The organism is Virgibacillus sp. LDC1, from assembly GCF_025792345.1.
GTDB lineage: Bacteria > Bacillota > Bacilli > Paenibacillales > Paenibacillaceae > Paenibacillus_AQ > Paenibacillus_AQ lautus.
The window spans coordinates 704945-718583 of the sequence record NZ_JAOXLZ010000001.1 but is presented as its reverse complement, the minus strand read 5'-3'; the positions used below and the strand labels follow the sequence as shown (position 1 = coordinate 718583).

16 protein-coding genes are annotated in these 13639 nt (G+C 50.3%); all 16 read right to left on the bottom strand.

Annotated elements, in window-relative coordinates; all coding sequences use genetic code 11:
* Window positions 1-12: 12 nt before the first annotated feature.
* Window positions 13-1566, bottom strand: a complete 1554-nt coding sequence (gene trpE, locus OHJ21_RS03390; protein WP_326112167.1) for an anthranilate synthase component I — start codon at window positions 1564-1566, stop codon at window positions 13-15.
* A 358-nt stretch (window positions 1567-1924) separates the two neighbouring features.
* Window positions 1925-2299, bottom strand: coding sequence for a chorismate mutase (aroH, locus tag OHJ21_RS03385; protein ID WP_009595253.1), 375 nt, complete (start codon window positions 2297-2299; stop codon window positions 1925-1927).
* A gap of 3 nt (window positions 2300-2302) precedes the next feature.
* The gene (gene aroB, locus OHJ21_RS03380; RefSeq protein ID WP_486019298.1) at window positions 2303-3397 is read right to left on the bottom strand and encodes a 3-dehydroquinate synthase; all 1095 of its coding nucleotides are present in this window, start codon (window positions 3395-3397) and stop codon (window positions 2303-2305) included.
* A gap of 1 nt (window position 3398) precedes the next feature.
* Window positions 3399-4568 (bottom strand): chorismate synthase, encoded by a 1170-nt coding sequence (aroC, locus tag OHJ21_RS03375; RefSeq protein ID WP_486019297.1) that lies wholly within the window; start codon window positions 4566-4568, stop codon window positions 3399-3401.
* A gap of 168 nt (window positions 4569-4736) precedes the next feature.
* A complete protein-coding gene (locus OHJ21_RS03370) occupies window positions 4737-5540 on the bottom strand; it encodes a CheR family methyltransferase (protein ID WP_100536317.1) in 804 nt (267 codons plus the stop codon).
* A 40-nt stretch (window positions 5541-5580) separates the two neighbouring features.
* The gene (gene ndk, locus OHJ21_RS03365; RefSeq protein WP_098743022.1) at window positions 5581-6024 is read right to left on the bottom strand and encodes a nucleoside-diphosphate kinase; all 444 of its coding nucleotides are present in this window, start codon (window positions 6022-6024) and stop codon (window positions 5581-5583) included.
* A gap of 111 nt (window positions 6025-6135) precedes the next feature.
* Complete coding sequence (locus OHJ21_RS03360; RefSeq protein ID WP_100539309.1) at window positions 6136-7110, bottom strand: polyprenyl synthetase family protein; 975 nt, start codon at window positions 7108-7110, stop codon at window positions 6136-6138.
* A 188-nt stretch (window positions 7111-7298) separates the two neighbouring features.
* On the bottom strand, window positions 7299-7901 hold the full coding sequence (locus OHJ21_RS03355) for a UbiX family flavin prenyltransferase (protein WP_326097476.1): 603 nt from the start codon (window positions 7899-7901) through the stop codon (window positions 7299-7301).
* Window positions 7901-8773, bottom strand: coding sequence for a UbiA-like polyprenyltransferase (locus OHJ21_RS03350; protein WP_100536315.1), 873 nt, complete (start codon window positions 8771-8773; stop codon window positions 7901-7903). Before OHJ21_RS03350 ends, OHJ21_RS03355 begins: the two co-directional genes overlap by 1 nt.
* Entirely contained in the window at window positions 8766-9497 is a 732-nt protein-coding gene (locus OHJ21_RS03345) for a demethylmenaquinone methyltransferase (protein ID WP_165789699.1), read from the bottom strand. Before OHJ21_RS03345 ends, OHJ21_RS03350 begins: the two co-directional genes overlap by 8 nt.
* Window positions 9498-9533: 36 nt before the next feature.
* A complete protein-coding gene (locus tag OHJ21_RS03340) occupies window positions 9534-10394 on the bottom strand; it encodes a heptaprenyl diphosphate synthase component 1 (RefSeq protein ID WP_486019296.1) in 861 nt (286 codons plus the stop codon).
* Window positions 10395-10506: 112 nt separating this feature from the next.
* On the bottom strand, window positions 10507-11049 hold the full coding sequence (locus OHJ21_RS03335) for a hypothetical protein (protein ID WP_326112172.1): 543 nt from the start codon (window positions 11047-11049) through the stop codon (window positions 10507-10509).
* A 113-nt stretch (window positions 11050-11162) separates the two neighbouring features.
* Window positions 11163-12125 (bottom strand): 1,4-dihydroxy-2-naphthoate polyprenyltransferase, encoded by a 963-nt coding sequence (locus OHJ21_RS03330; protein WP_486019295.1) that lies wholly within the window; start codon window positions 12123-12125, stop codon window positions 11163-11165.
* Window positions 12126-12253: 128 nt separating this feature from the next.
* Window positions 12254-12826 carry a DoxX family membrane protein gene (locus OHJ21_RS03325; protein WP_100536310.1) on the bottom strand — a complete coding sequence of 191 codons (573 nt, stop codon included), beginning with the start codon at window positions 12824-12826 and terminating at the stop codon, window positions 12254-12256.
* Between the two features lie 174 nt (window positions 12827-13000).
* On the bottom strand, window positions 13001-13225 hold the full coding sequence (gene mtrB, locus OHJ21_RS03320; RefSeq protein WP_071223937.1) for a trp RNA-binding attenuation protein MtrB: 225 nt from the start codon (window positions 13223-13225) through the stop codon (window positions 13001-13003).
* Window positions 13226-13309: 84 nt separating this feature from the next.
* Complete coding sequence (locus OHJ21_RS03315; protein WP_006209463.1) at window positions 13310-13582, bottom strand: HU family DNA-binding protein; 273 nt, start codon at window positions 13580-13582, stop codon at window positions 13310-13312.
* Window positions 13583-13639: the final 57 nt, after the last annotated feature.

The following is a 13639-nucleotide window of genomic DNA, read 5'->3' as shown; positions in this document are numbered from 1 at the left end:
TCCTCCTTCGGTTTAAGGTGTGTATTGGTACAGGTAATCCTGATTAATTAAATCGTTAGCGTTCGTGCTGGACGGGAACATCGCTTCCGCGACGCGGATTGCCTTCAGCATCCCCTTGGCTTTGTTGACGGTTTCTTCATATTCCTTCTCCGGTACCGAGTCCCATACGATGCCTGCCCCCGCCTGGACGTAAGCTTTGCCATGACGAAAAATGATCGTACGGATCGTAATGCAGGAATCCATGTTGCCGCCAAAGCCCAGATAACCGATGGCCCCCGCATACGCGCCTCTGGCCTCCCGCTCCAACTCGGCAATGATCTCCATTGCCCTTAGTTTCGGAGCACCGGATACCGTTCCTGCCGGCAAGCAGGACAGAAAAGCATCGAAGAAATCCTTATCCTTGCTCAGCTGACCGGAAACGCTGGATACCATATGCATCACGTGGGAGTATTTTTCAATCTCCATGAACGTGTCGCACTTCACCGTGCCGAACTCTGACACACGGCCCAGGTCATTGCGGCCCAGATCCACCAGCATCAAATGCTCGGCGCGTTCCTTCTCGTCCTGCAGCAGATCATCAGCCAGCGCCTGGTCTTCGGCCTCATCACGGCCCCTAGGTCTGGTGCCTGCAATCGGTCTTGTTTCCAATCTTCGTCCATCTACCTTCACCAGAGCTTCCGGCGAGGTTCCTACGATAATGTCGTCGTCCATTTTGAGATAATACATATACGGCGAAGGATTCAGCGTTCTCAGCACCCGGTAGACGTGAAGCGGCGATACTTCGGTCTCAATATGAAAGCGCTGGGACAATACCACCTGAAAAATGTCACCTGCGCGAATGTATTCCTTCGCTTGATCCACGTTGGAAAGGTACTTCTCTTTTGTCATATTGGATTTAATGTCACCCATATCAACATCAGCCGGAATGCCTCTGGAGTTCACGTTCTCCCGCGGTCCCTGTTCTTGCAGCTGCTCGGCCGCCGCTTCCAGGGCACGGCATACCTCCATGTAAGTCTGACGGATGGTATCGTCCGAATCTCCAGGTTTCACGTGCACGTTGCCCACCAGCATGATCTGCTGCTTCACATGGTCGAAGACAATGACTTGATCGCAAAACATGAACCGGATATCATCCATTCCGAGATCGTCCATCGCATGTGGCGGAAGCTTCTCATAATATTGGAGCAGGTCATATCCGAAAAATCCGATAGCCCCTCCGGTAAAAGGAGGCATCTCCTTCAGCTGCGGGCTGCGGTACGTCCGCAGCAGCGCCTTTAACTCCTCGACAGGTTTTCCTTCCAGCAGGGAACGCTCTCCGTTCCTTTCAATTTCGATCTTGCCTTTTTTGCCCGTGATCATTAAGAAGGGGTCTGTTCCGATAAACGAATACCGCGCCCACTGTACGCCACCCTCAACGCTTTCAAGTAAAAATGCCCGTTTCCGCTCCGCATACCGCTGAAAAATGCGAATCGGGGTTTCCATGTCGGCTAACAGTCTGATCGCTACCGGAATCAGGTTATATTCACCTGCCATAGCCACCACTTGCTCCATTGATGGATTCGCCATGTCAATCCCTCCTTAATTGATGATATACAACAAAAAAACCTCTACCGAAGTAGAGGTTAATGTTCAGAAAAAGTCTATGAAAAAAGAGCGCGGTCAAGGAATTCAGAGCCCATTCAACGACGAACTACAGCGGCTATTGTTCCAAAGACGGATACAAGAAATAGGCTTGTAACCAGCCGTACGAACATGCTGTACTATTCATCATGAAATCAAGTTCATCCTTAATCCCGATTATGTTATTACCTAAAATGCCTCAGCTCTTCTCAACTCAACTCATCTGTAAAACCTAACTCTACTCAGCTATTCTGATATCACTATACAGGATGATGCCGTGTTACTGCAACCCTAAATTTCTACATCAAGCGTTGGAGCCTGATAAATCCGGACGCAGCCGCTTGGCTTCGTTCAAATACACATGCTTAATCTCGCTCTGGCTTTTATCCGTATTGACCTGCACCATAAACCGGATGCAGCGCGGCAGACTGCCTTGAACCGGTATTTCAACCGAACACATTAAAGGGACGAGATCCCAGCCCTCCAGCTGGCGTATCGCTTTCGCCGGAAATGTCGCATCCAGATCCTGTGTCATCGTAATCCATATGTTGCTGATATACTCCGGCTGAAGCTCGTTTCGTCTCACCATCTCTTCAAGCAGCCGCAGCGTTTCCTGTACAATCTCCTGCTCATCGTTGCGGGTGACGGTTGTCGCCCCCCGGATTCCCCGATTCATCATGAACTATCCCTCTCCCTTCAACTGTTCAACCACGGATCGAACAGCTTCTACCGGTACATCCTTAACGATGCTGACGGTGCCGATGGATTCCGGTACGATAAATACCATATTCCCCTCGGCGAACTTTTTATCGTGCTGCATAGCGTCCATAATTCGCTCAACCGAGACGTCACCCGGCAAGGTTACCGGCAGATTGACCGCCTTCAACATGCTCACTGTCTCGTCGTGCAGATCCGATGGTCTGCCGAGCTTTTCGGCAAGGCGGGCCGAACCGGCCATTCCGATTGCAATCGCCTCACCGTGCAAAAAGCGTCCGTAGCCGCCAACGGCTTCAATGGCATGACCGATGGTATGACCCAGATTAAGGATGGCACGCAAACCGCCTTCCCGCTCGTCCTGGGAAACCACGTCCGCTTTGATCGCGCAGCCGCGCTCCAGGCCATATATCAACGTATCGGGATCCAGGCTCAGCAGCTTCTGACCATTCTCCCGGCACCAATAGGCAAAATCACGGTCCAGGATCAAACCATGCTTCACCATTTCCGCAAGACCTGAGGATACCTCACGCGGAGGCAGTGACATCAGCGTATTCACATCATAAACGACCATAACGGGTTGATGGAACGCACCGATCATATTTTTGGCTAACGGATGGTTGACCGCCACTTTGCCGCCGACGCTGCTGTCATGGGCCAGAATGGTGGTCGGGATCTGAACAAACGTCACGCCGCGCATGTACGTTGCCGCGACGAATCCGGCCAGATCACCTACAACGCCTCCACCCAGCGCGAATACTGCCGAGCTGCGGTCCAGCTTGCCGTTAATAGCTGTAGTCATTACCTCTTCATAGACTTGAAGCGACTTGGAGGATTCACCGGAAGGGACAATATGGGAAATAACCGTGTATCCTTCCGATTTTAACAACTCCTCCACTTGCGACAAATAATGAGGTGCCACTTTATCATCCGTAACGATCAAATGTGGGCTCTTCCTTGTAATCCCATGCTTCGCGCTCAGCTCACCGATGGTATCCAAAATCCCAGCTCCGATATAAATCGGATATGAACGCTCTCCCAGTTCCACCTGAAGTGTTCTCATATTAGTAGTTCTCCAGCTGCTTCAGGTAGCTCTGGTAATTCGCATGAATCTCTTCCATCGAATCACCGCCAAACTTCTCAAGAAACGCCTTTGCTACCTCCCAGGTAACAACATGCTCCATGACAACGCTGGCTGCCGGAACCGCACAGGCATCCGAGCGTTCAACCTGAGCCGTGAAAGCTTCCTTCGTATCGATATCCACGCTTTGAAGCGGCTTGTACAGCGTTGGAATCGGCTTCATGACGCCGCGAACGACGATCGGCATGCCGTTGGTCATCCCGCCTTCAAATCCGCCCAGACGATTGGTTGCGCGGTGATATCCGCGCTCTTCACTGTACATAATCTCGTCATGCACCTGGGAACCGGGCAATTGGCCTGCTTCAAATCCGATTCCGACCTCCACGCCCTTAAAGGCATTAATCGACATCACGCCCTGTGCGATGCGGCCATCCAGCTTGCGGTCATATTGGACATGGCTGCCCAGTCCGACCGGCACTCCTTCGATGATGCATTCCACGATGCCGCCGATGGAGTCGCCTTCCTTTTTGATCTGGTCTATGTAGGCTTCCATTTTCTTCTCGGTCTCCTCGTCCACCACGCGAACCGAGGAGGCTTCCGTACGCTCGATCAGCTCATCCATCGAAAGATTGTGCGGGGGAGCTTCGATCTCGCCGATCCGGATGACCTGGCCAGCCACTTTAACGCCGAATTGTGCCAGGAATTGTCTCGCGATAGCACCAACCGCTACACGAACCGTGGTTTCACGGGCACTGGAGCGTTCCAGCACATTACGCAGATCCTTCAGGTTGTACTTCAAACCGCCGTTCAAGTCGGCATGCCCCGGTCTTGGGCGGTGCACCCGTCTTTTCACCTCGTCGCTACCTTCAATCGGCTCCACGTTCATAATGTTCTGCCAATGCTTCCAGTCGTTATTCTGCACGACCAAGGCGATTGGCGCACCGGTTGTATATCCGTGACGCACGCCCCCAAGGATTTGCGCGGTATCCTTCTCGATCTGCATGCGGCGCCCCCGGCCATACCCCTTCTGTCTCCGATGAAGCTGAAAGTTCAATGCTTCGAAATCAAGCTCCAAATTACTTGGAAGTCCTTCGATTATGGTTGTCAACTGAGGACCGTGTGTTTCCCCAGCAGTTAAAAAGCGTAAGCTCATGATGCTTTTCCCCCTTTAAACTTTTAAGCGTTAAACCGCTAAACTCCGTAAATATCTTCTGCTCATTATAGTATAGGTCCAACGCTTTGACAAGAATGTCGCAAGACAAGCAAAAGCGCCTCTCATCCTACGGATTGAAAAGCGCTTTTGCGTGATTGACAGCTGTCTCTATTGAATTTTACGGTAGAAAAAGGTTTCGTTGCTCTCCAGGCCATATTGTCCCGGATTAAAGATTTGTTCCGTGCTGCCCACAAACAAAAATCCGCCTGGCTTCAAGCTTGACGCAAACTTCTGGTACAGCTTATGCTTGGCCCCTTCCGTGAAATAAATCATCACGTTTCGGCAAACAATCAGATCATATCCAGTCTCAAACCGGTCCGTCAGCAGATTCTGCTTATGAAAGGTGACTTCCTTCTTCAAATGCTCACTGAAGCGATACACCGAGCCTTCTTCCTTAAAATAGCGGGCGGCTACATCCGGAGGCACATCCTTTAATGACCTCTCGACATATAGGCCTTCCTTCGCTTTATGTAATGCCCCATCATCAATATCCGTCGCCGCGATTCGCGCACGGCCCAGCATCTTCTGTTCGGACAGTATCATGGCAAGCGTATATGGCTCCTCACCCGTGGAGCAGGCGGCGCTCCATATTTTCAATACCCCGGGATTCTGCCGGGATATCTCTGGCAATATTTTGTCACGGAGAACTTCCCACCGGTTGGGATTGCGCCAAAACTCCGAGACGTTAATTGTCATCCGGTCCAAAAACTCATGAAATAATGGCTTGTCCTTCATCATGGCGTCATAGAAGGCCGAGAAGGTTTCAAACCCCTTCTTCATACGCAGCGTTGTCAGCCTTCGCTTCATCTGGGCCTCTTTATAATCAGCCAGATTGATCCCCGTGCTTCGTTCGATACTGCGAACAAAGCCGATATAATCCGGATCATCCAGCACAGGTTCATGTTCCGTCATCGTATCATCCTGTTTAATCAGATTATTCCGCGTCCTTAGCTTACAGCCAAGGGGACAGCGTCTTGTTATATTCAACTAATTCCTTCTCTTCAAAAAAATTGGCAATTTCGCGTTGGGCGCTCTCCGGTGAATCCGATCCATGAATCAGATTGTGCGGCGTATGGGCTGAAAAATCCCCCCGGATCGTCCCGGGCAGCGCATCCTTCACATTCGTTTTGCCGATCACCTGGCGGGACAAAGCAATGATGTCGTCCCCTTCCCAAACCATCGCAAACACCGGTCCGGACGTGATAAACCCAACCAGGTTCTCAAAAAAATCTTTGCCTTCATGTTCCGCATAATGGCGCTTGGCCTGCTCGTCTGAAATCTGCAGGAACTTGCCTGCAACCAGCTTGAATCCTTTATCCTCCAAACGGCCGACGATTCGGCCGATCAGCCCACGCTGTACACCATCGGGTTTAATCATTAAAAAAGTACGTTCCATTGGCCTCATCACGCTTCCCCTCATTCTAGGATATTGAACAATCATTCCATGCTCAGGTGATGTTACATGTTTGTACCCGTATTTTAACAGAAAGCAACCTCATGGTTAAGGCTAATATGACCGCTTCGTAATAAAATTTGCGATATCTCTAAGCTGTTTTTTAGTCTTGATGTCAGGCAAAGTATCCAATGCGGCCAATGCTTTACGGATATACCTATCAGCCAACGCCTCAGATCTCGATATACCATCGCTTGAGGTTACAAGCTCCACGGCGTCCGTCACATCACACTGGCCATTCATTGCATGAATCCGATCCAGCGCTTGCAGCAGCGGCTCCCTCCGTTTGCTATCTTCGAGAGCAAATATAACGGGCAGCGTAATATTCCCCTGCCTCATATCACTCCCCGGCGGCTTGCCAATCTGCTTTTCTGTCCCGCACAGATCCAGAAGATCGTCCTGAATCTGAAAGGCCATGCCGACGTTATATCCGAATCGATACAGACCGTTTGCGACCTTGCGGTCCGCATCCGCAGCCAGTGCTCCGAGCTGGCAGCTGACGGCGATCAAGAGTGACGTCTTGCGGCGAATGCGAAGAAGGTACCTTCTGACGTCCTGATCGGTATTAAAGAAATCACGAATCTGCTCCATTTCGCCGATGGACATCTCGACCATGGCCTTGGCGAGAATTTGATGAATCTCTGGCTGCTTCAGGTGGGTCGTCAACTCCAGCGCCTTGCCGTAAATATAGTCGCCGGTATACATGGCAATCCGGTTGTCCCATTTCGCCTTTACCGTTGGCTTACCGCGCCGCGTGTCCGCATCATCGATCACGTCATCGTGAACGAGTGATGCGCTGTGAATCATCTCGAGCGGCACGGCCACATGCTTCAGCTTGTCAATGTCATAGTCGCCGAACTTACCGCCCATCAGCACAAAAACAGGACGGAGTCGCTTGCCCCCTGCTCGGAGCAGATGCAAAGAAGTCTCTGTCAGCTCGGGGCTGTCGCCTTCGACACTGAGATACAGTTCCTTCTCGATAACGTCCATATCTTTTTTTAATGTTCCGAATATGTCAAATCGTTTCATCTTTTCACCCGTATGCTTAGATTCTCTTTCCATAACTCCGGCACTACCTTGCAATCTTAGCAGGCCAAGTTCATCCACGAACTTGAAATATAAGCGTACCCCTTCCTGTTGTCGTTCGCCAAAATCGTAGCACAGGTTCGTCAAGCAGAATTGCAGCAGCCGCTAACTCCCCGATACACTCCAGCCTGCTAGTCACCCCATCTTGTATACAATTGATGTTCAATGCGTAAGCTGTCCAATACCTTGCCGACCAGAAAATTCACGATATCATCAATGGTCTTCGGTCCGTAATAGAACGCAGGCATCGCGGGAATGATTTTCACGCCAAGCTTGGCCAGCGCCAGCATGTTCTCCAGGTGAATCGCATGCAGAGGCGTTTCTCTCGGGACAAGCACCAGAGGACGGCCTTCTTTCAGCATCACATCCGCGGCGCGTCCCATCAGATTGTCGGAAGAGCCGTGTGCCACCGAGGATAATGTCCCCATGGAGCATGGCATAATGATCATGCCCTCCACCAGGAAAGATCCACTGGCTATCGTAGCCCCGATGTCAGAGATCGGATGGTACATCACACTCCCCTCGTATCCGCCGAATTTCTCGGCCAGCACTTCTTCGCGGTTGCCCGCCTGAAAGCCCATTTCCTCCTTCAGGACACGCCAGCCCGCATTGGAAATGATCAAATGCACATCATAGCCCAGCGAGAGCAGGCTCTCGGTGAGGCGAACACCGTATATGCTGCCGCTGGCTCCCGTAATACCGACAACCCAGCTTTTTCTGCGCATGGATTTCATCAGATATACCGCACCACCAAATCAATCAGAGTGAATACAAACAGGATGATGCTCAGTGTGCTGTTCATCGTAAAAAAGGCGGTTTGCAAACGGCTCATATCGTTCGGCGACAAGATGTAATGCTGATAGAACAAAATTCCGCAGGCGATGATCATGCCGATCAGATACCACCAGCCAACCGGTGTGACAAAGAAAAGAACGATAAAACCGATGGCTGTTACTACGTGAAAGCCGCGGGCGAACCACAACGCTTTATGCAAACCGAACCGGGATGGAATCGAGTACAGCCTTTCTTTGGCATCAAACTTCTCATCCTGGCAAGCGTAAACAATATCAAATCCGGCTGTCCAAAACGCAAGCGCGATATAGAACACAATGGCCTTCCAGTCGATTTGACCGGTTACCGCAACCCATCCGCCAAGCGGAGCCAATGCTGTTGTAAGCCCGAGCACCAGATGACAAAGCCAAGTAAACCGTTTGGTATATGAATAAATAATAAGCATAAAAATAGCGATAGGCAGCAAACGGAAAGCAAACGGATCCAGCATGTAAGTGGCCCAGAAAAATACCGCGAAAGACAGAATAATGAATAAGATAACTTCCAGCGGTTTCAGCAGTCCTGCCGGAATGGCCCGATTTGCGGTGCGGGGGTTCTTGGCATCGATATGCTGGTCCGTGAGCCGATTCAATCCGAAGGCAGCGCTGCGTGCACCGAACATGGCAAGAAAGATCCAGCCGATATCTCCCCAGGATGGTAAACGGTCAAACACAACGGCCGATCCTAGAATCGCCCCCATAAAAGCGAAAGGTAGAGCAAACAGTGTATGCTCCACTTTAATCATTTCAAGATAAGTTCCTATTTTCTTAAACATCCAGATTCTCCTTGATCCCAATATGTAAGGCTGCTATGCCACCAGTCAAGGGATAGGCCTGAACCTGTTTAAGTCCGGTCTGACGGAAAGCTTCGGCAAGCTCCTCTCGTCCTGGGAACAAAGCCAGCGATTCCGGCAGCCACTTATACTGCTCGTAACGCTTGGCTACCAGTTTCCCCATCCGAGGCAGCACTTGTTGAAAGTAGAAATAATAAATGCCTTTGAACGGCTGCCAAGTCGGCTTGGACAGTTCCAAACATACAACCATCCCGCCAGGCTTAACCACGCGTTTCATCTCATGCAGAACCTGCATGTAATCCGGCACATTGCGAAGACCGAAACCGATCGTCGCGTAATCGAACTGATTGTCTTCGAACGGCAGGCTCATGGCATTCCCCTGAACCAGATCTATCTGTTGGTCCAGCCCCTGTTTGGCAACCTTCCCCCGGCCGACATTCAGCATCCCCTCACTGAAATCGAGTCCAACTATGTGTCCGGATTCACTTGCCTGTGCCATACTGATCGTCCAGTCGCAAGTACCGCAGCACAGATCTATGGCCGTATCGCCGCGACGCATGTTCATCTTCTTCATCGTAAACTTGCGCCAGGCTTTATGTCTTCGAAAGCTGAGAATGTCATTCATAATATCATATTTTCCCGAAATGCTTTCAAAGACGGAATGGACGTATTGCTCTTTCGGATTTTTGCCGTCATGCTTGCTCATGTCTAACTTGGTTGTTTGATTATCCACAGCATCCCCCTACCCTTCACTTACGACGGACCGGTACGTGCTTAGCCGTTTCAGGAACGGGTCCAGCATACAAGCGTACGGGCTTTCTCCTACACGGCTTGCCAGCAGCAGCTGTACGGCATGAACGGACTCGCGCAGCTTGTCCAGCAGCTTCTCCGAAACCTTGTGCTTCAGGATCAGCTTCCTCCAGTCCTTCATATCCGTCTTCTTGCCAACCAGCATTTTCCGTTCCTCGTCGCTCCCCGACTCGATCAGATGCCAGTACACGTAACCGCATCTGCCGATTTCAGGCGTAGCACAGCGTTCCATCTCCTGAACAAGCGTCTCACATTCCGTAATTTCCTTGAGCAGATTCTCCCATGTTTCTTGTACGGACTTCTCAAGCAGCGGAGTAAAAGAAAGAAACAGCTGCATATTCAGCTGTACCGTTAGCCGTAGATATTCTTCAGAAGGCAGCAGCGTTTGTTTCATTTTGCCGTATAATCTCATCTTCATCACGTTAACTTCGCTAACAGCCTTGCTAAGAAGCGAGATGACAGCAATTTCGCCCTTTAAGGCAAGGAGTTGATAAAAACGGCTGCTGAAATAATCCCCTGCGAGCACTTTTAACTGCCGGGATCGCATCATCGCCTCTCCTTGATTGCCCTCCGTAACGTCGATGCTCTCATGCGTATCGAGTCCCACCTGAACCAGTGAGGTAACCAGTGCGTACAATTCTTCATGTCCGGCAAGATTTCGGCCCGAATCCTTTAAAAATATGTATAGCAAATGAACACGGGCATCCGGAAAATTCGGAAGTTCCGTGTGGTTCTGAATCATATCATAATTTAAATATTTCTCTGCCAGTTCTGGTACGCGATACGGTTTCATTCTCAGCCTCCGTGCACTTGATGTTCTTTTGTCCAATTGAGCCCACAATCCAATCTATTATAACACATGTTCAAGGCGCGTACATGCCCTGTCATCTACTATTTTACCCCTTTCAGGGGCTGCTGAACTGCTTAAGCCAAAGATTCGTAAATGTTAGGTTAAGAGCGGCTGCAATGGATGGCGGAACATCGCCGTTCTCGAGCTGAGTCAGAGCTTCTGCATAGCGTGAGTCCCAGGCATCCTTATTCATATTCGAAGCCAGCAGCATATACCGCTTCCCTCCCCAACGATCGATGGCTACCACTCTTAGATACAGCTGCTGCACATTATCCGTTCCTTCGAACGTAAAGGACATAATGCTGGCGATATCCTCATAAACCTCGGCGGCCGTCTCCGAGGGATCGCTCAATTTGATATCCAGCGTCAGCGCGCCTGCATCATAATCTGCCCGGCTTATTTTCAAGTGAAGAGGAAGATTCATTAGGGAGTCCACTAATCCGGCATCGCTTAATTCCCGGCTGTGATAGGGTATCGCCGCTGTCACAGCGCCGACCTTATAACGGGCTTGCGATTGAAGTCCCATTAACAGTGCAAGCATGATACATGCAATCGCCGCGGGCAGGAGTACGGCTCGTACGGATTGCCAGTGCTTCATGTCCTAAACCTCCTCTATTCCTAGTTTCTTCCGCACCTCATTAGTCCATACCTCATTGTATAAAGAAAAAAAGCAGGCTATGCCTGCTTCAGGTAAAACGAGCCTTATTCGGTTTAGAAGAACGATCGAGAAGTCCACGCCACTGCCACCCCCAGCGCGGCGATCCTCGCCAGATTCATGAACACGAAATTTTGCACCGCGATCGCAAATGTTTTCTCTTTGGAAGGATGGGCGGTGAATACGGCGCTTTTTTTATAAACCGGAGCAAGCGTGACGAACACCAGAAGAACTAACACGGGGTGCACCTTCATCAGGAGAAGAGCCGCCAGGTCCAGATAAGCAAGGCAATACAGAATTCGGAACAGCTTTAGAGAAGGCCTGAATCCTATATATACGGGCAGCGTATACCGCTTGTTCTCCATATCCTCATCCATGTCGCATATGTTATTGGCCAGCATGATGTTGGCAATCCCAAGTATGGCCGGCAGCGATACCACCAGCAGCAGCAGTACCTCAGGAAGGTTCACCTGAAGGGAAAGAACGCTGCCGTGCAGGTCCAGAACCGCCAGATGGCTGTCCTCCGCGTGGATCCAAGCCGAAATAAATATAATGACAAATCCCATAAACAATCCGGAGAACAGCTCGCCCAGCGGCATCCGCGAGATCGGAATCGGTCCGAACGAATATAATATCCCTACGGCAAAAGACAATCCGCCCAGCAGCAGGATCAACCAGCCCGTAGACAGGAAAAGCGCGATCCCTGCACCAACGGCTGTCAAGAGCAGCACGATGATGACGGACACAACCGCAGGCTCCTTAAGGTTATAACGTACAATGGCATTGTGCTGCTCGTAACCGAACCCGTTCTTTTTAATCGCTTTTTTGTAATCGTAATAGTTATTGATCGCCGTTGTTGCCATATCAAACGAGAGCAACGACGCGAGCATCAGGGCAAAATGATACCCGTCGAACTGCTGAAAACGAAACAATGCATACAAAGTTCCGAACAGGAACGGAATCATGCTGGCTACCTTCGTCTGAATTTCCACCAGTTTAAAAAAAGCTCGGATTCCCATGACCATCATCCTTTATCCAATTGATCTGATTTCAGATTAAAGGATTTCATGGCCGCGGTCTGTTGGAATTGTACTTGACAAACGCGTTTGCAAAAGTGACGAATGTTACTTCTGGAGCGAGAACCAATTTATTCTGGGATGTTCTGATCCTTGCGCCTGCGACTCCAAGGCGTACCGAGCAGCGGCAGCGCCCAGCGGTCCAGACCATACCAGCCCGCCACTTTCCAGGCCATGACCAGCCATGTGGCCAATATAAACAATAATGGATTGGAGCTTACCGTGCCTGCGAATAAAAAGCTGGCATTCATTAATCCGCCGAAAAACGCGGCAATCCCCGTCAGCAGACCCAAAATCAGCCCGAGTCCGACCAAGACCTCGCCGAAGGCCACCATATACGAAAACAGCTTGGCGTTGGGAAGCACAAACCCTTCGAGAAAAGAAGCATACCATCCGGTGACGTCCTTCCCCTCTTCCGCCTTAGCCAACGCTCCCCCGACGAAGCCCTGAATGGCCGCTCCGGCTTCGCTTCCCGTCCAGGCTTCCGCCGTCAGCTTTTTCAGCCCCGACGTTAACCAGGCATAACCGAGATACAGCCTCACAAGCAGCCAAATCCAGCCGGAGCGGGTACTGCTGAACAGAAACATGGATACCGGATTTTCAGGGACTACCACATATTGTCCCTCTCTGAGTTGTTTTGCCATGATTTTTTCAAACATCCTCTCGTATTTTTATTCATTCCCGCTAGTATATACAACGTTCGCGAATCCAACAAGGGTACCTTTAACAATGGGTTAACACATAATCCATGTAAAGAAACATCAAACATAAAAAAGCCCCACCAATTTGGTGGGGCTTTGCCAAGATGGTAATCCTATTCAAATGCCGGATTCAATCTTCCCATGCTTGGTCATGACCTCAGCTTTGCCGCGTATTTTAACCGCAGACGTATGATCCGTGAATTGGGCGATGATGACCTCGCCTTTATCCAGCTTCTCGGTATGATGAAACCGGGTGTCCTGACCGCGGGTAAGGCCGATCACCTGCACGCCATGGTCCAGCGCCTTGACGATAAAATAATCCCCGTTTTGAACGTTCTCCATTGTTCAGACCTCCTCACCGTAAGCTAAAAGAAAAGGCCGTGAACGAATTCACGACCTGTGCTCTTAGGTAATATGTAGAAATCTTTATTTGATTCCGTCTTTGAGCGCTTTACCAGGTTTAAATGCAGGAATTTTGCTCGCAGGGATTTCGATTTCTTCACCTGTTTGCGGGTTGCGGCCTTTCCGTGCGGAACGCTCGCGAACCTCGAAGTTGCCAAAGCCGACCAGCTGTACTTTGTCTCCACTTTGCAACGCTTCGGAGATTGCATCGAAAACGGCATCAACCGCTTTAGTTGCATCCTTCTTGGAAAGCTCAGTAGATTCAGCTACTTGTGTAATCAGATCCGATTTATTCATTCTTTCACCTCCCTAACAAGGAATGTGCTCCACTTGCTATTCACTGTTTCCGTTTTA